Origin of the sequence: Empedobacter sp. UBA2044 (genome assembly GCF_002333005.1) — a bacterium.
In the GTDB taxonomy this organism is placed as follows: Bacteria; Bacteroidota; Bacteroidia; order Flavobacteriales; family Weeksellaceae; genus Empedobacter; species Empedobacter falsenii_B.
Genome location: NZ_DDBA01000053.1, coordinates 30709 through 46936, shown reverse-complemented (window position 1 = coordinate 46936; position 16228 = coordinate 30709). Strand labels below are relative to the sequence as shown.

Genomic DNA, 16228 nt, shown 5'->3' with positions numbered 1-16228 from the left:
GACATCGTCGTATCCCTTTTTTAATTTAAGCAATAAACAATTTTTAGTATTGAATATCAATTAAAGATTTTAACGGAATCAAAACTCCATTCTTAATTTGTAGAAATTTATCCGTAACAGACCAAACAGTTGTCTCAATTTTTTTAGGACCTTGATCTGTTTGAAATGTAATATATGCTTTCGATTTGAATTCGTTTCCTAATCTTACTGCGCCATTCAATTTGTTTGCCTCTACCGTTACTTCGTCTTTTGGCGCGTCTAAAAATTTATAGTTTCTTACTTCTTCTTTTTCGATAAGTTCTGCTTTCATCATTTTTTTAAATTTTGGTTAATTTAATCTTCCATAACACATGTATGAAATTAATCATATTTTTCAATAAACCATAACTTTCGTCATATTTTTTTGAACTTAATTAGAATTATTCAAAATACAGACCAAAATCAATTTTATGAAATTAAAATTTCATTAGAATATTAATCTTTTCTTCAACATATTAATCTGAAATAATATTATAAAAATCACTAAATTTGTAGAATGTCAGACGAAAAGAAATTTAAATCCGGTTTTGTAAATATCATAGGAAATCCAAATGTTGGAAAATCTACTTTGATGAATATGTTGATGAAAGAGCGTTTGGTTATCGCAACACACAAAGCGCAAACTACACGTCATCGTATCAAAGGTATTTTAACGGGAGAAGATTATCAGATTGTATTTTCGGATACGCCTGGTGTTTTGGATCCTGCTTATGAACTGCAAACAAAAATGATGGATGCAGTAAATGAATCGTTGGTGGATGCTGATGTGATTCTTTATGTTGTAGAAATTGGAGAAAAACGATTGAAAAATGAACAAGTTTTCGAACGTCTGCAAAAAACATCTACACCAATTATTTTATTATTGAATAAAATTGATACAGCTACGCCAGATCGATTAAATGAAGCAGTAGAATATTGGCACGAATTATTACCAAAAGCAGAGATTTTACCTATTTCGGCAAAAGAAAACGTGAATGTAGATTTGTTGATTAATAAGATCAAAGCAATTATTCCAGAAGGTCCGCAATATTATCCAGAAGATCAATTAACAGACCGTTCGGAGCGTTTTATTGTAAATGAAGTAATTCGCGAAAAGATTTTATTAAACTATCAAAAAGAGATTCCATATTCTGTTGAGGTAGTTACAGAACGTTTCAAAGAAGATTTGAATTTAATTTCTATCGAAGCTGAAATTTTTGTTGAGCGTGACTCTCAGAAAGGAATTATTATTGGACATAAAGGAGAGTCTTTATCGAAAGTAGGAAAAGAAGCAAGAGAAGAGTTAGAGAAATTCTTTGATAAAAAAGTATTCTTGAAACTTTTCGTGAAAGTGCGAAAAGACTGGAGAAGCAAAGAGAATGATTTGCGTCGTTTTGGTTATTAAAAACGGTTAAAAAATAGATAAGTCTTGAGAAATCAAGACTTTTTTTGTGGCTTTACCTAAATTTTAGTTGTAAATTTATAGAACAATCTATTCTAGAATTTAATTATTATGGCTAAAATATTATTTCCAACCGATTTTTCGGAAACAGCGAACAATGCTTTTTTGTATGCGTTAAACCTTGCAAAAGTTCTCAAAACTAATATTAAGTTAGTCTCGGTACAATCAAATCTTAAAAATTATCTTGAAGTTACAGAAGAAAATTTCGAAAATTATATCAATAAACTTAAGAATATTGCAAAAGAAAATAATCTTGAACACGTTAAAATAGAGAGTTCTTTGGTTGTTGGCGATTTGTTGTTGATGATTTTGGATATTATCAACAAAGAAGATATACAATACGTGGTGATGGGAACGAATGGACAAAATAGTTTAGGCAAAAAGTTTTTTGGTTCTAACACGGTAAATGTCATTAACAATTCGCCTGCACCTGTGTTGGTTGTTCCAAATAATGTAAAATTTAAAGAAGAAAGAAATTTTGCTTACGCTACATTGTTCAATCAAAAAGAAGCAAAAGCTTTATCGCAAATGGAAGAAGTGACAAAACGTTACGATAAATTGTTGAACATTGTACATGTTGATGATAAATCGATTACTCCACAAATGTTAAGCGTGAAAAAAGAATGGGAAGAAGAATATCCTGAAGCGATGATTACAATTGAACCGAGTAAAGATGTAGAAGATGGTTTAATCAATTATTGTACAAAAAACAACATCGATGTTTTAGGTGTTGTTCACCGTGAATTATCGTCTTTCGAAAGATTATTTACAATCAATCATAGCCAACGATTATTATCGAGTGCAAATGTTGCATTATTGGTTTTTCAGGAAAGTAAATAAATCAAAAACACAAAAATTTGAGCGGAGAATTCTCCGCTTTTTTGATTGGCTAAATTTTTGCAACAAATTTTCAAAACACTTTTATGACGGAACTTCAGAAAATACAAAACCTCAAAAAACATAAAGCTATTGCGACAGGATTATTCATTTTGATGGCTTTTATTTACTTTTTGATGGTTTATCTAAGTCAACATTCACCTGTGAAATGGATCGGATATGTGGAAGCATTTGCCGAAGCAGCGATGGTTGGTGCGCTTGCCGATTGGTTTGCGGTTACAGCTTTGTTCAAATATCCGCTTGGACTTAAAATTCCGCATACAAATCTGATCGAAAATAGTAAAAATGCAATCGGAGATAATTTAGGACAGTTTGTAACTGAGAATTTTTTGACGCCATCTACAATTCGTCCATATATCGAGAAATTAGAAGTTGTAAAATATGCAGCAGATTGGTTGAATAAACCTGCTAATCAAGAAATGTTGCAAGAAGAGTTGATTAATTTCTCCAAGAAAATTGTCAAAGACTTAGATGATAAAGATGTCGTTGATTTTATAACCTTGAAAGGTGATGAAATTTTAAAACAGTTTGATTTACCTGAATTAGTATCATCAAGTTTAGAGTATATTTTAGAAAAGGAAAAACACAACGAAATTTTAGAAGCAATTATTCCAAAAGCGAAAGAATATATCTTAGAAAGTGATTTGATTATTAAAGATAAATTAAACGAAAAACATCCTGTGATTTCATTTTTTGCTGGTAAAAAAATATCGAAAGGAGTAGTAGAAGGCGTGGTGAGTTTTTTGGATGAGGTTGAAGAAGATAAAGAACATCCAGTTCGTCATAATATCGAACGAATTATCCGAGAAAATATTCAGAATATAAAAGAATCTCCCGATTGGAAATTTAGGTTAGAATCGCTTCGAGATGATTTTATCACAAAAGAACGATTGAATGATTATGCTTTGGATTTGTGGTTGGCGATTAAACAAAATCTGACCGAAAGTTTTGATGATGAAAATTCTGCAATGCAAGTTTACATTAAGAAAAACATTAAAAAGTTAACCGAAAATTTGAACGATAACCAAGAAATGATTGATAAAATTAATGGTTGGGTGCGTCATTTTATTTACCGTATGATTTTACGAAATGTCAAAGAAATGGAAAGCTTGATTAGTAATACGGTTGATAAATGGGAAGGAAAAGAATTGAGCGAAAAGCTAGAATTGGAAGTTGGAAAAGATTTGCAATTTATTCGGATTAACGGGACGCTGGTTGGTGGACTTGTTGGTTTGGTTATTTACACGATTACGCAATTGGTATTTCATTAAAATATAAAAGCTCGAGAATTTCTCGAGCTTTTTCAATTAACAACTATAAATATTACTTAACTATGTTAAGTTTTTCATCTGCTTTCCAAATTCTATATTCTAAAGTATAGCCTTTTGGTACGTAAACTACGATTGGTAATTTGCTATTGTAACGCGTCTGCAAAGATTGAGCATGTACAATTTTTTCGACAGATTTATTGTCAAAACATCCCATTAAAGTTCCTGCTATATTTCCATCAGTTTCGAAATTAAAATAATCATAACCCCAACCATCAACAGTTTTTTGATCAAAATTTCCACTTAAGAAAAATTGATTACAAGAATCAACCTTTGTTTTTTTCCCAGCAAATATTTCAACTAAATAGTTTTCTTCATTGGCTTGTGGTTTTAAAGTGATAATTTTCTGTTCATATCCATCTTTTGCTTTTGGATACATTGAATAATCTATTTTCATATTTTTTTGTGCGAATGTTACCATAACCATTAATAATGCTAAAACGCTAAATACTTTTCTAAATTTCATACTAATCTGATTTTATTTGTTTTTCTATTAGTAAGATGCAAAAGTTAGGTGAATGGTTGTGTGAGGAAATGTTAAATATTTGTGAAATAAAAAAAGACAATCAAATTGATTGTCTTTTTTGCTCCTCCTCTTGGGCTCGAACCAAGGACCCTCTGATTAACAGTCAGATGCTCTAACCAACTGAGCTAAGGAGGAGTATCGTTATCGATATTGTGTTGCAAATATAGAGCAAATTTTATTACTTCCAAATCTTAAAAGTATTTTTTTTTCGTTCTACAAGTCGCATTAATAGGCAACTCTTTGAAAATGAATTAGAAATAATTTAAAAAAATTTATTCATAATGACGAAAAATTCCTTGTTGTGTTGCCGTCCACAATGATCCTTCTTTATTTGCTGCTTTTAACGCGCTTGCAGCCCACGTATTACACGTAAAAAATAAGCTATAACTTCTTTTTGCTTCGTAAAACGAATCACTATCTCCATAAACAGCATCTGTTTTTATTAATTCGACTTTGTTATTTTGATCCAAATCAAATGATTGCTTGATGTAAACAATTAATTTTTGATACTCTTCTACACTCAAATCAACTCTTTTACAATCGTCATCTATCGTCATATTATCATAAAAAGTAGTATGCATCGCCGAATCTCCTAACCAAAATGCAGCGTTGAAAGCTGTAGAAAATTTAAGATCTTTCCATTCTGGTGTATCCAAATAAAAGCCTTTATCTCCCCAACCAAAGGCAATATATTTGTATTCTTTTTTCGATTTTGTATGCGAAAAAGGCACAAAAGTAGACCAATCAATCGTTTCAGATTTTACTGGAACCACAATATCCGTATGTACGCCATTTGTCAAAATATACGCTGTGATTTGATCATTAGACTTCTCTTTTTGTTTGTTTACTGGAATTAATGGCAGCAAAACTACTGCAAGTAAATACACCACAATTAGTAAAACTAAAGCTTCTAAAGTTTTGAGAAGAATTCGGAATATTTTTTTCATAGTATTTTGTTGTGTAACGAATATAAAACAAAAAACCTCGCAATTGCGAGGTTTTTCTTAATTTGATTCGTTGTAAAGTGTATTATGATCTTTGTCCAAGAAATTAAATTGTAAGTATTTGTACGCATCTCTTGGTACAATCTTAATCCACTTTTTATGCTTAAAAAACCATTTCATCTGAATGCTTGGCAATCCATGTTGTAAATAAGCAGCTACGAAAGGATGCACGTGCAACGACATTTTTCGTAAATCCTTATCTTTTCTATCAAGGATATTCAAGAGCACTTGTTCAATTTTATCAATTGTAACGATAGGTGCTTCAACTTCATTCGATTCTTGGTTCGGATTTTCTTCAGTTGTTATAAAGTTCACTTCTGGGCGAACACGTTGTCTTGTTATCTGAATCAATCCAAATTTACTTGGTGGCAAAATCTTATGTTTTGCTTTATCTTTCGCCATTTCAGCTCGCAAATGCTCAAACAATTCTTTTTTATGTTCTGCATCTGTCATGTCAATAAAATCGACCACAACAATTCCTCCCATATCACGTAAACGCAACTGACGTGCAATCTCAGAAGCAGCAATTTTGTTAACCGCAAAAGCTGAATCTTCTTGATTTTTAGAATTTCGCGAAATATTCCCCGAATTCACATCAATTACATGTAACGCTTCTGTATGTTCAATCACAAGGTAAGCGCCTTTAGATTGTGGAATAGTTACCGTTTTACCAAAAGCTTGTTTTATTTGTCTTTCGACATTAAACTTTTCAAAAATCGGAACAAATGGATCGTCATATTCTTTTACCAAATTAATTTTATCTGGTGCAATAACTTCCAAATACTCACGCATTTCATCTGCTAATTGGTCATCATCAACAGAGATTTTAACAAAATCATTGTTAAAATTATCTCTCAAAATAGAAGAAGCTCTGTCCATCTCGCTAAGTATTTTAGCTGGGGCTTTCTTTTTCTGAAGATTCTTGAAGATTTGCGTCCATTTATTCAATAAATAAGCTAAATCTGCTTGTAATTCTTCAGCATTTTTGTCTTCTGCTACAGTTCTGATGATTACACCAAAGCCTTCTGGTGTTAATCCATCTAAAATTTTAATTAAACGATCGCGTTCTGGTTTTTGTTTGATTTTTTGAGAAATCGAAACTCGCTCCGAAAACGGAACTAAAACTAAATAACGACCTGCAATTGAAATTTCGGATGTAATTCTTGGTCCTTTCGTATGGATTGGCTCTTTTGTTATCTGAACCAACACAGAATCACCAGGTGCAAAAATATCAGTAATCTGACCATCTTTATCAATTGGTGCTTCCATACGGAAGTTTTTCAATTTTTCGGTTTTGTACGTTCCGTTCGCTACAATTTTATTGTAAGAGTTAGAAGAACGTATTTGTGGACCTAAGTCATGATAATGTAAAAATGCATCTTTCGAATAACCAATGTCAACAAAGGTTGCATTTAAACTAGGAGCTAATTTTTTGATTTTTCCCAAGTAAATATCGCCAACTGCAAACCCATCATTTGCAGTATCTTGATGAAATTCCATCAATCGGCCTTCATCTAAAACTGCGATGCGTACTTGATCAGCTAAGGCTGAAATTACTAATTCTTTACTCATCAAAAAATTATGTTTTTAAAAATGATAAAAGCACTTTCCAAAATTTCCATTGAAAAGTGCTATCTTGTAAAAAGACTAAATTATTAATAGCTTAGCTACTAATTATTTTTTCTTTTTGTGTCTGTTAAGACGACGACGTTTTTTGCGTTTGTGCGTCGCTACCTTATGTCTTTTACGTTTTTTTCCGCTTGGCATGATACAATTATTTTATTGTTATTTGATTACGTTTGCTTCGCTAGTCTTTACATCTTCGATGAAAGTTTTAGCTGGTTTAAATGTAGGAACGTTGTGTGCTGGGATAATGATAGAAGTACCTTTTGTAATGTTTCTACCTGTTTTTTCAGCTCTAGTTTTAATAGTAAAAGAACCAAATCCTCTTAAGTATACATTTTCTCCTTCTACTAATGATTTAATCACCTCCTCCATAAACGATTCTACCACCCTTTGAGTATCGCTCTTTTCAAGTCCTAATTTACCTGAAATGTTATTTACTATTTCTGCCTTTGTCATAATTCCTCTTATTATTCTTAAATTTGAAAGCGGGTGCAAATATAACGATAGTATCCCAACAAAAAAAGATTTTTTCAGTTTTTATGAACTTCAACTATCTGATTTTGTCATATTTTGACAAAAATAAACGAGATTTACCTTGGCGTCATACAAAAGACCCATTTCACATTTGGTTGTCGGAAATTATTCTCCAACAAACAAGGGTTGACCAAGGTATGAAATTTTACAATAATTTCATACAAGAATTTGAGACTATTTTCGATTTGGCAAACGCCGACGAACAAAAAGTCCTAAAACTCTGGCAAGGACTGGGTTATTATTCCCGTGCCAGAAATTTACACTTCACGGCAAAGACGATTGCTGATGAGTTAAATGGACAATTTCCGAATAATTTCAAAGATTTAAAAAAGCTAAAAGGCGTAGGAGATTACACTGCAGCTGCAATTGCATCTATTGTATATAATGAAAATGTACCTGCTGTAGACGGAAATATGTTTCGAGTTTTTGCGCGATATTTTAATATTACAGATGATATAAGTTCGCCAAAAACAAAGAAGATTTTCTGGGATTTGGGTTTAGAAATCATTGATAAAAAACGTCCAGGTGATTTTAATCAGGCGGTAATGGATTTGGGTGCAACAATTTGTACACCAAAACAGCCAAAGTGTGAAATTTGTCCACTTAATGAGTCTTGTGAAGCGCTTCGATTAAATAAAGTCAACGAATTGCCTATAAAATTGAAAAAGACAAAAGTTTCGAATCGTTTTTTACATTTTATTCTCATCGAAAATGAAGATAAAATTGCCTTGTCTAAACGAATTGGAAATGATGTTTGGAAAAATTTATTCACTTTTCCAAAAATAGAAACCGAAACTGACTTGTTGGATAAAGGTTGGATTTTAGATCAAAATCTTGAAAATAATCTAACTTTTATCGAAGAGGAGAAACATATTTTGTCGCATCAAAATTTATTTATAAAATATTGGAAATTAAATGTATCTTTAATAGATATAACAAATTTGAAAGCCGAAAATGATTTTGAAATGATTGCTTTAAATGATCTCGAACATTATCCGCTGCCAAAACCAATAGAAAAATTTATAAATAAACATTATTTGGATTAACTTTGTAAGTAACAAGCCACTAAAAACCTATTACAACTATGAATGGAACAACGAATAAAGTACTTTTGATCGGAAATTTGGGTGATGATGTAAAATTGCATCATTTCGATGAACAAAATTGTATTGGACGATTTCCTATTGCAACGACAGAATCTTACATTTCGAGAACAGGAGAACGAATTACAGAAACAGAATGGCACAATATTGTGACACGCAATAAATTGGCAGAATTATGTGATCGTTATCTGAAAAAAGGAGATAAAGTTTTTGTTGAAGGACGCATCAAAACACGCAAATGGGACGATAACGGACAAACGCGTTATACAACAGAGATCGTAGCAAATTCAATCGAGTTTTTGACACCAAAAATTGACAATGAACAACGTCAAGCCATGCAAAATGATCAGAACAAAGTTCAGCAAAGTCAACAAAACACAACAGTTGTCGAGCCACCTTTTATAGATGAAGGAGAAGACGATTTGCCTTTTTAGAAATTAAAAAATTAAATGAATTTTACAAAATTTAACGTTTTACGTTATACAATGAATTTTAAAACTATAATAGCATTATGTAGTAGTGCTATTTTTTTTGTGTCGTGCAATAAAAGCGAGGAAGTTGCCAAACCTTTAGGACAAGTTCGCCTCGAATATCCGCAACAAACTTATCTGTCTTTCAAAGAAAATGTACCTTATACTTTCCAATATTCAAACTTTGGAAAGGTCGTAGTGGGCAAAAAACCAAACTCTTTCAATATTGTTTATCCACGAATGAAAGCGACAATTTACCTGACATATTTTCCAGTTCAGTCTCCACAAGATTTAATCGTTCAAATAAAAGAAAGTGAGAGTTTTGTGCAAGAACAGACGGTTAAAGCCAGTTTTATCTCGCCACAAGAATTTTCTTTTCCAGAAAAAAAGGTTTTTGGTACTATGTATGAATTAGGAGGAGAATCAGCGATTAATATTCAGTTTCATGCGACGGATAGTGTAAAGAATTTTTTAGCAGGTTCGGTTTATTTCAAAACTCAACCAAAACCCGATTCTTTAGCTCCAGCAGTTGATTACATCAAAAAAGATGTAAAAAAATTGTTAGAAACCTTAGAATGGAAAAAATAAACCGCTTTGATAAATAAATTCGATTAATTTTGTAATCGTTTAATAAAATTAGAACATAAATAAATTTAAAACAATATGTTAATACAGATAGCTACCTTAATGCTTAGTTTGATGCTTTTAGTAATGTTGCACGAACTAGGACATTATGTAACAGCGCGATGGTTTGGCGTTCGTGTTGAACGTTTCTTTTGTTTTTTCGATGTGAAATTTGCCATTTGGAAAAAGAAAATTGGTGATACTGTTTACGGTATCGGTTGGTTGCCTCTTGGAGGATACGTAAAACTTTCGGGAATGATTGACGAAAGCATGGATTTGGAACAAATGAAACAAGAGCCAAAACCGTGGGAATTCCGTGTAAAACCAGCTTGGCAACGATTAATCATCATGTTAGGAGGTATTATTGTAAATATCATTTTAGCGATGATTATTTATACTATTTTATTCATTTCTCAAGGAAAAAGCTTTGTTGATGTAAACAAAATGCAATATGGAATCGAAGCGAATGCAACGCAAACTAAATTCGGCTTGCAAAAAGGTGATATTCCAGTTGGTGTAAATGGTGTTAAATATCAAGCATTAAATGAAATAGGAAAAGAAGCCTTGTTGGGTGGTGAAACTTTAGATGTAAAACGTCAAGGAAAAGAAGTTTCTTTACCAATTACAGAAGATTTCAGAACTGAAATTTTAAACGCTAAAGGCGCTTTCTTTATTCCTCAAATGCCAACCGTTGTGGATTCTGTTGTTGAGAATAGTGCAGCACAAAAAGCAGGTTTATTAAAAGATGATAAAGTAATTGCTATTGATGGTTTCACAACACCTCTATTTTCAGATTTAACAAATAAATTAAAAGAATACAAAGGAAAAACAGTTTCTTTAAGTGTTGAAAGAAAAGGCGAGCCTGTAGAGTTGATGGTAAATGTAGATAAAGATGGAAGCATTGGATTCCTAAGATCAACAGCATATTTAGATTCATTAATTTCTAAGGAAGATTATACAATTGGTGAAGGAATCGCAAAAGGAATTGTAGAGCCATTTGAAGCGATTGCAACGCAAGTTCGTGGAATTGGGACATTGTTCCAAGTAAAAGACGGTCGTAAGCAAGTTGCTGGACCAATTGGAATGGTAAAACAAATGCCAAAAGAATGGAACTGGTTATTTTTCTGGTCATTTACGGCAATGATTTCTGCTTGGTTAGCATTTATTAACTTATTACCAATTCCAGGTTTGGACGGTGGACATGCTGTTTTTGCCATCTATGAAATGATCACAGGTAAAAAACCAAGTGAAAAAGTTTTAGAAAAAGCACAAATGGTTGGCGTTGTAATTATCTTAGGATTAATGGTATTCATCTTCGGAAACGATATTGTGAATATGATTTTTAAATAAAATTTAAAATATTTTTTGTGGGTGTAAAAAATACTTCTATATTTGCACCCACAATTAAGCAACATTCCTCCTTAGCTCAGTTGGTTAGAGCATCTGACTGTTAATCAGAGGGTCCTTGGTTCGAGCCCAAGAGGAGGAGCTTTTTTAGTGAAATGTCAAACAAAGACTTAAAAATAAAATTTTAAAATATCGGATTTTCCTCCTTAGCTCAGTTGGTTAGAGCATCTGACTGTTAATCAGAGGGTCCTTGGTTCGAGCCCAAGAGGAGGAGCAAAAAAGATAATCAATTTGATTGTCTTTTTTTATTATTAAAAGTTTTACTATTTAAATAATAAATATGAATATTCTGAACTCGTTTCAGATTCTCATCATAAACAGTATACAATGTTGAAATAAATTCAACATGACAAACCACTTCTACAGAAGTGTTTTTTTTATTATAAATACTTAAAAACGTTTAATTAATATCATTTTTCATATTATTGCCAATCAAAAAAATAACTTATGAAAAAACTATTATTATTTGCTACACTTTCAGCGACTACATTTTTCGCATCTTGTAATAACGATGATGATTCTAATGTAGAATCGCATGAAGAATTATTAATTGGTAAATGGCAGATTAAAAACTCTGGATATTATTTGAATGGAAAAGAAATAATTGAAGAATACAATGAATGTGATTCTAAAACAAGTATAACTTTTAATAAAAATTTTACTTATTATAATGATTTTTATGAAGGAGGAGGAAATGACCCTTGTTATCATAGCCCGTCTGAAGGAAAATGGAGTTTAAAAAACAAACGAATTACCTTAACAGAAAATAACACTAATGATACTGAAATAGAAAATATCGAAATATTAACAAAAAATAGTTTAAGAATTTCATTTGGAGATGAGGACGCCTTTTTTATTAATTATACAAAATAACAAAAAAACCTCTCAAAATTAAGAGGTTTTTATCATTATATAAAAATTCTTTCGAATTAATCTTCAGCAAATAATTCTGCTTCGTCAGCTGGATTATCAACTGATGGTTTTCCATCTACTGGCTCACCTTTGATTAATGCGACAATTTTAGCTTCAATTTCTTCTGCCAATTCAGGATTATCTTTCAATACTTCTTTTACAGCATCGCGACCTTGTCCTAATTTGCTATCGTTGTATGAATACCAAGAACCAGATTTGTTTACAATTCCTTTCTCAACACCCATATCCAAAATTTCTCCAACTTTAGAAATTCCTTCACCATACATAATATCAAATTCTGCTTGACGGAATGGAGGAGCAACTTTATTTTTAACCACTTTTACTTTCGAGTGATTTCCGATTACCTCATCTCCATTTTTGATTTGAGTAGAACGACGGATATCCAAACGTACAGATGCATAGAATTTTAAGGCGTTACCACCAGTTGTTGTTTCTGGATTTCCGAACATTACCCCAATCTTTTCACGTAATTGATTAATGAAAATCGCTGTACATTTCGTTTTATTAATTGTTCCTGTCAATTTACGTAAAGCTTGAGACATCAAACGCGCTTGTAATCCCATACGAGAATCTCCCATTTCACCTTCAATCTCCGCTTTTGGAGTAAGTGCCGCAACAGAGTCAATTACGATAATATCTATCGCTCCCGAACGAATTAAGTTATCTGCAATTTCTAATGCTTGCTCACCATTATCTGGTTGAGAAATAATTAAGTTTTCTACATCAACACCCAATTTCGCTGCATAATAACGGTCAAATGCATGCTCAGCATCAATAAAAGCAGCGATACCACCAGCTTTTTGAGCTTCAGCAATAGCGTGTAATGTCAATGTTGTTTTACCAGAAGATTCTGGTCCATAGATTTCAATAACACGTCCACGAGGATAACCTCCTACTCCTAACGCTAAATCTAATCCCAAAGATCCAGAAGGAATTACTTCTATTTTATCATCAACAGCCGAATCTCCCATACGCATTACAGTCCCTTTCCCGTAAGCTTTGTCCATCTTATCTAAGATTAGCTGTAACGCTTTCTTTTTATTGTCTAAATCGCTCATTATATTATTTTTTATTTTTCTAAAATTTGTTTTGCGTGTTCTTTTGTTTTCACTTTTTCAATTACATCCGTAATCATTCCTTTTTCATCAATAATGAAAGTTGCACGATGAATTCCATCAAATTCGCGTCCCATAAATTTCTTTGGTCCCCAAACACCGAAAGCATTCAGAATTTCATGATTTTCATCTGCAAGCAAAGGAAAACGTAAATTGTTTTTCTCAGCAAAATTCTTTTGTCTTTTCACAGAATCTGCACTTACTCCAACCAAATGATAACCTTGTGTCTTCAACGCATTTTCGTTATCGCGTAAATCACATACTTCGGCTGTACAACCTGGCGTACTTGCTTTTGGATAAAAGAAAACGACTAATTTTTTTCCTGCAAAATCTTGGTATGAAACTTCGTTTCCATCTTGATCAATTCCTTTAAAATCTGGAACTTTATCTCCTATTTTTAACATCTTGATTTGTCTTTAGAACTTCTCGTAAAAATAATGATTAAATCTTGAATCGTAACTGATTTAACTAATTAATCTTTTATTTATACTACAAATGTAATGTTATATAACGCCAAAATAAGTCGCTAAATATTTACTTTTATTTTTTTGTAAGAACGCTTGTGGCTGATTATTTAAAACATAATTAAAGATGTTTCATTATTTTTACACAAAAAGTTTCAGAACTTATGATGTTAAAGAAAGAGCGTATCCAATTTGTGATTGATGAATTGGAAAAATTATATCCAGTTCCACCAATTCCATTAGACCATCAAGATGCTTTTACATTATTGATCGCCGTTTTATTATCTGCCCAAACAACAGATAAAAAAGTGAATCAAGTAACACCCGAATTATTTGCGAAAGCTGCTAACGCAAAAGCAATGTCGTTATTAGAAGTAGATGAAATAAAATATTATATCCGCGAAATTGGTTTATCAAACACAAAAGCCAAAAATATCAAACGGTTGTCCGAAATTTTAATCGAGAAATACGATGGCGAAGTTCCAGAAGGTTTTGAAGAATTAGAAGAATTACCTGGCGTTGGACACAAAACCGCTTCGGTAGTGATGTCTCAATGGTTTGGTCATCCTGCTTTTCCTGTCGACACACATATTCATCGTTTGATGAAATTATGGAAATTGACAAAAGGTAAAAATGTTGAGGAAACAGAAAAAGATGCGAAGAAAATCTTTCCAAAAGAGTTGTGGAACAAATTACATATTCAAATCATTTATTATGGACGTGAATATTCTCCTGCACGCGCTTGGAGTTTAGACAAAGATTTTATTACACGAAAAATGTTCGAATAAAAAATACCTTCCAAGATGGAAGGTATTTTTCTTTATTATTTTACAATTTCAAAAACTTGCAAACGAAGCTTTATCGTATCTATTTTACTCAACGTATCTTGCAAAATCAAATATTTTGGATCTAACTGCTTCACATAATAATTGTACGTTGTATCTTTTGTTTCCATTGTCAACAAACGTTTTGTTTTAGACGTATTATACACATACGTTCCTATCGTTTGTTCTTGTACACAATTTCCTTTTTCGGTCTTATACATGTTAGAATTATAATTCGTAACATCCGAAAAATCTAATGTAGATTGTCGTTCACAAGCCAACAACTTGTCTGTTTCCGTTATATTCCCTTTCGTTTTTCTAATTTCTTTCAATTGCCATTTTCCAGATCGCAACAATTGATCTTGCGATATTGCCAACGAATCGTCTTCTTTGCACGAAAAAGCTGAAAGCAATAAAATTGATGCTAAAAATAGGCTGAATATATTTTTCATTCGGTTCAATAATTATGTGGTAAAAATAAAGATTTTGAATGACGTAAAGTGAATATAAAAAATAAACCTGAAAACTTATTTTCTTTATTTATTGTTTACGTAAAATATCATAACTGATTGTATTTGCTATTTTCTCGAATTCCTTATCAGAATCTACAATTTTTTTATCAATATATGTTTCAAAAGTTATCGTTTTATCTTGATTAATTTTCACAATTCTATCCTCAAAAATATAATCATCAATGTAAAATTGAATTCTATTATCAACAATTCGCCACAATGTTAATCGAGGCTCACTAGGAAAACAATTGCCATTACTTCCTTCTACATAGTTATAAATAGCATATCCATTATCCCAAATTGTATAATTTCTCATTAACCGACAATCATCAAATTCTTTAGACACTTTTTTGCCATTTTCATAAAAGCCTGATTCTTGTAACTTCCAAAAACCAATCACATTATCAGGTTTTAATTGTTGAGAAAACATTTTTGAAGAGAATAAGATTAATAGAATTAAAATAATTTTTTTCATAAGATTGATTTACCTTGTAAAGGTATATTTTTTACCTTATCAAATAAAAAGAATGAAAAAATTCATACTAGAAACTTCCGACAAATATCCAATTGCCATAACCTCTTTTGGCGAAAACAATGCAACCAAAAAAATCATTGTCATTTCGTCTGCAATTGGTGTTAAACAAACTTTTTATGCCAAATATGCAACGTATTTAGCTAATAAGGGATATTTGGTTTTTACGTATGATTATCGCGGAATCGGCGATTCTAAACCCAAAAAATTAAAAGATTTTAAAGCGCATTTTACAGATTGGGCCGACAAAGATTTTTTAAGTTTAACACAATATATCGAAGAATTTTATCCCAATCACGAAAAATTCTTAATTGGTCATAGTATCGGTGGAATTATGATTGGTTTGACACGCGCTTACAAAGTTTATGATAAAATTGTAACGATTGGTTCTCAATATGGCTATATCAAAAATTTTCATCAAAAAGATAAAACTAAAGTGAATTTCTTTTTTCGCATTGCGATTCCTGTTTTATCTGCTTTTTACGGTTTTTTTCCTTCTCAAAAAGTTGGAGTGGGCGAACCAATTCCAATCGGGATCGCAAAAGATTGGCGAAAACTAATTCTGAATGAAACTTCAATTCTAGGTTACGCTGATGAAACGCAAAATTTGTATGATGAAATTACAAAACCTGTTTTAATCATTAGTTTGGATGATGATTTTATGGCAACACCAAAATCTGTAGATTTATTTGGGAAATTAGTTTTGAAAAATGCGAAGAAAAAACGTTTGAATATCGTTCCAAAAGAATATGGGTTGGATGAAATTGGACATTTGGATTTCTTTCGAGAAAAAAATAAAACCGAAATTTGGCATATTCCTCTTGATTATATTGAACAATAAAAAAAGCT

19 protein-coding genes and 3 tRNA genes are annotated in these 16228 nt (G+C 31.7%); 12 read left to right on the top strand and 10 right to left on the bottom strand.

Annotated elements, in window-relative coordinates; all coding sequences use genetic code 11:
* Positions 1–43 precede the first annotated feature (43 nt).
* The gene (locus B4E59_RS09180; RefSeq protein WP_038334819.1) at positions 44–313 is read right to left on the bottom strand and encodes a hypothetical protein; all 270 of its coding nucleotides are present in this window, start codon (positions 311–313) and stop codon (positions 44–46) included.
* Between the two features lie 222 nt (positions 314–535).
* Between B4E59_RS09180 and era the strand changes: the two genes are divergently transcribed.
* From era to B4E59_RS09165, 3 genes are all read left to right on the top strand, one after another.
* A complete protein-coding gene (gene era, locus B4E59_RS09175; protein ID WP_038334822.1) occupies positions 536–1423 on the top strand; it encodes a GTPase Era in 888 nt (295 codons plus the stop codon).
* 108 nt (positions 1424–1531) lie between these two features.
* Positions 1532–2320: a universal stress protein gene (locus B4E59_RS09170; RefSeq protein WP_125350660.1), complete on the top strand. Its 789-nt coding sequence runs from the start codon at positions 1532–1534 to the stop codon at positions 2318–2320.
* A gap of 83 nt (positions 2321–2403) precedes the next feature.
* Entirely contained in the window at positions 2404–3648 is a 1245-nt protein-coding gene (locus tag B4E59_RS09165; RefSeq protein ID WP_286496155.1) for a DUF445 domain-containing protein, read from the top strand.
* A 52-nt stretch (positions 3649–3700) separates the two neighbouring features.
* Here the strand turns inward: B4E59_RS09165 and B4E59_RS09160 are convergent, their stop codons facing one another.
* From B4E59_RS09160 to B4E59_RS09140, 5 genes are all read right to left on the bottom strand, one after another.
* The gene (locus tag B4E59_RS09160) at positions 3701–4171 is read right to left on the bottom strand and encodes an ecotin family protein (protein WP_280045405.1); all 471 of its coding nucleotides are present in this window, start codon (positions 4169–4171) and stop codon (positions 3701–3703) included.
* A gap of 121 nt (positions 4172–4292) precedes the next feature.
* Positions 4293–4366: transfer RNA gene (locus tag B4E59_RS09155), tRNA-Asn, on the bottom strand.
* Between the two features lie 137 nt (positions 4367–4503).
* On the bottom strand, positions 4504–5178 hold the full coding sequence (locus B4E59_RS09150) for a TIGR02117 family protein (protein ID WP_286496157.1): 675 nt from the start codon (positions 5176–5178) through the stop codon (positions 4504–4506).
* Between the two features lie 57 nt (positions 5179–5235).
* On the bottom strand, positions 5236–6807 hold the full coding sequence (locus B4E59_RS09145; RefSeq protein ID WP_221854427.1) for an Rne/Rng family ribonuclease: 1572 nt from the start codon (positions 6805–6807) through the stop codon (positions 5236–5238).
* 213 nt (positions 6808–7020) lie between these two features.
* The gene (locus B4E59_RS09140; protein WP_019975652.1) at positions 7021–7317 is read right to left on the bottom strand and encodes an HU family DNA-binding protein; all 297 of its coding nucleotides are present in this window, start codon (positions 7315–7317) and stop codon (positions 7021–7023) included.
* Between the two features lie 104 nt (positions 7318–7421).
* On the opposite strand from B4E59_RS09140, the gene mutY reads away from it, so the two are divergent.
* From mutY to B4E59_RS09105, 7 genes are all read left to right on the top strand, one after another.
* Complete coding sequence (mutY, locus tag B4E59_RS09135; protein ID WP_291046325.1) at positions 7422–8441, top strand: A/G-specific adenine glycosylase; 1020 nt, start codon at positions 7422–7424, stop codon at positions 8439–8441.
* A 38-nt stretch (positions 8442–8479) separates the two neighbouring features.
* Positions 8480–8932 carry a single-stranded DNA-binding protein gene (locus tag B4E59_RS09130; protein WP_038334855.1) on the top strand — a complete coding sequence of 151 codons (453 nt, stop codon included), beginning with the start codon at positions 8480–8482 and terminating at the stop codon, positions 8930–8932.
* A 15-nt stretch (positions 8933–8947) separates the two neighbouring features.
* The gene (gldD, locus tag B4E59_RS09125; protein ID WP_260391997.1) at positions 8948–9556 is read left to right on the top strand and encodes a gliding motility lipoprotein GldD; all 609 of its coding nucleotides are present in this window, start codon (positions 8948–8950) and stop codon (positions 9554–9556) included.
* Between the two features lie 75 nt (positions 9557–9631).
* A complete protein-coding gene (gene rseP, locus B4E59_RS09120; protein ID WP_221854425.1) occupies positions 9632–10942 on the top strand; it encodes an RIP metalloprotease RseP in 1311 nt (436 codons plus the stop codon).
* Between the two features lie 65 nt (positions 10943–11007).
* Positions 11008–11081 (top strand) — tRNA-Asn (locus B4E59_RS09115).
* 58 nt (positions 11082–11139) lie between these two features.
* A tRNA-Asn gene (locus B4E59_RS09110) sits at positions 11140–11213 on the top strand.
* Positions 11214–11446: 233 nt separating this feature from the next.
* Positions 11447–11872 carry a lipocalin-like domain-containing protein gene (locus tag B4E59_RS09105; protein ID WP_286496160.1) on the top strand — a complete coding sequence of 142 codons (426 nt, stop codon included), beginning with the start codon at positions 11447–11449 and terminating at the stop codon, positions 11870–11872.
* A 56-nt stretch (positions 11873–11928) separates the two neighbouring features.
* Here the strand turns inward: B4E59_RS09105 and recA are convergent, their stop codons facing one another.
* Positions 11929–12990 carry a recombinase RecA gene (gene recA, locus B4E59_RS09100; protein WP_038333157.1) on the bottom strand — a complete coding sequence of 354 codons (1062 nt, stop codon included), beginning with the start codon at positions 12988–12990 and terminating at the stop codon, positions 11929–11931.
* 11 nt (positions 12991–13001) lie between these two features.
* Positions 13002–13457, bottom strand: coding sequence for a thioredoxin-dependent thiol peroxidase (gene bcp / locus B4E59_RS09095; RefSeq protein WP_291052633.1), 456 nt, complete (start codon positions 13455–13457; stop codon positions 13002–13004).
* A 221-nt stretch (positions 13458–13678) separates the two neighbouring features.
* Between bcp and nth the strand changes: the two genes are divergently transcribed.
* The gene (gene nth / locus B4E59_RS09090) at positions 13679–14299 is read left to right on the top strand and encodes an endonuclease III (protein ID WP_038333161.1); all 621 of its coding nucleotides are present in this window, start codon (positions 13679–13681) and stop codon (positions 14297–14299) included.
* 35 nt (positions 14300–14334) lie between these two features.
* On the opposite strand, the gene B4E59_RS09085 is transcribed toward nth, so the two are convergent.
* Complete coding sequence (locus B4E59_RS09085; protein ID WP_291046313.1) at positions 14335–14787, bottom strand: lipocalin family protein; 453 nt, start codon at positions 14785–14787, stop codon at positions 14335–14337.
* A gap of 88 nt (positions 14788–14875) precedes the next feature.
* Complete coding sequence (locus tag B4E59_RS09080; protein WP_291046310.1) at positions 14876–15322, bottom strand: lipocalin-like domain-containing protein; 447 nt, start codon at positions 15320–15322, stop codon at positions 14876–14878.
* Between the two features lie 52 nt (positions 15323–15374).
* On the opposite strand from B4E59_RS09080, the gene B4E59_RS09075 reads away from it, so the two are divergent.
* Complete coding sequence (locus B4E59_RS09075) at positions 15375–16220, top strand: alpha/beta hydrolase family protein (RefSeq protein WP_291052592.1); 846 nt, start codon at positions 15375–15377, stop codon at positions 16218–16220.
* The last annotated feature ends 8 nt before the right edge of the window (positions 16221–16228 follow it).

Excerpts from the sequence above, each read along its gene's own strand:
- gldD (WP_260391997.1), top strand. The coding sequence starts at position 8,948 with ATGAATTTTACAAAATTTAACGTTTTACGTTATACAATGAATTTTAAA.
- recA (WP_038333157.1), bottom strand. The coding sequence starts at position 12,990 with ATGAGCGATTTAGACAATAAAAAGAAAGCGTTACAGCTAATCTTAGAT.
- era (WP_038334822.1), top strand. The coding sequence starts at position 536 with ATGTCAGACGAAAAGAAATTTAAATCCGGTTTTGTAAATATCATAGGA.
- B4E59_RS09080 (WP_291046310.1), bottom strand. The coding sequence starts at position 15,322 with ATGAAAAAAATTATTTTAATTCTATTAATCTTATTCTCTTCAAAAATG.
- B4E59_RS09170 (WP_125350660.1), top strand. The coding sequence starts at position 1,532 with ATGGCTAAAATATTATTTCCAACCGATTTTTCGGAAACAGCGAACAAT.
- B4E59_RS09140 (WP_019975652.1), bottom strand. The coding sequence starts at position 7,317 with ATGACAAAGGCAGAAATAGTAAATAACATTTCAGGTAAATTAGGACTT.
- B4E59_RS09150 (WP_286496157.1), bottom strand. The coding sequence starts at position 5,178 with ATGAAAAAAATATTCCGAATTCTTCTCAAAACTTTAGAAGCTTTAGTT.
- rseP (WP_221854425.1), top strand. The coding sequence starts at position 9,632 with ATGTTAATACAGATAGCTACCTTAATGCTTAGTTTGATGCTTTTAGTA.
- B4E59_RS09165 (WP_286496155.1), top strand. The coding sequence starts at position 2,404 with ATGACGGAACTTCAGAAAATACAAAACCTCAAAAAACATAAAGCTATT.
- B4E59_RS09105 (WP_286496160.1), top strand. The coding sequence starts at position 11,447 with ATGAAAAAACTATTATTATTTGCTACACTTTCAGCGACTACATTTTTC.
- B4E59_RS09075 (WP_291052592.1), top strand. The coding sequence starts at position 15,375 with ATGAAAAAATTCATACTAGAAACTTCCGACAAATATCCAATTGCCATA.
- nth (WP_038333161.1), top strand. The coding sequence starts at position 13,679 with ATGTTAAAGAAAGAGCGTATCCAATTTGTGATTGATGAATTGGAAAAA.
- B4E59_RS09160 (WP_280045405.1), bottom strand. The coding sequence starts at position 4,171 with ATGAAATTTAGAAAAGTATTTAGCGTTTTAGCATTATTAATGGTTATG.
- B4E59_RS09130 (WP_038334855.1), top strand. The coding sequence starts at position 8,480 with ATGAATGGAACAACGAATAAAGTACTTTTGATCGGAAATTTGGGTGAT.
- B4E59_RS09145 (WP_221854427.1), bottom strand. The coding sequence starts at position 6,807 with ATGAGTAAAGAATTAGTAATTTCAGCCTTAGCTGATCAAGTACGCATC.
- B4E59_RS09180 (WP_038334819.1), bottom strand. The coding sequence starts at position 313 with ATGATGAAAGCAGAACTTATCGAAAAAGAAGAAGTAAGAAACTATAAA.
- B4E59_RS09085 (WP_291046313.1), bottom strand. The coding sequence starts at position 14,787 with ATGAAAAATATATTCAGCCTATTTTTAGCATCAATTTTATTGCTTTCA.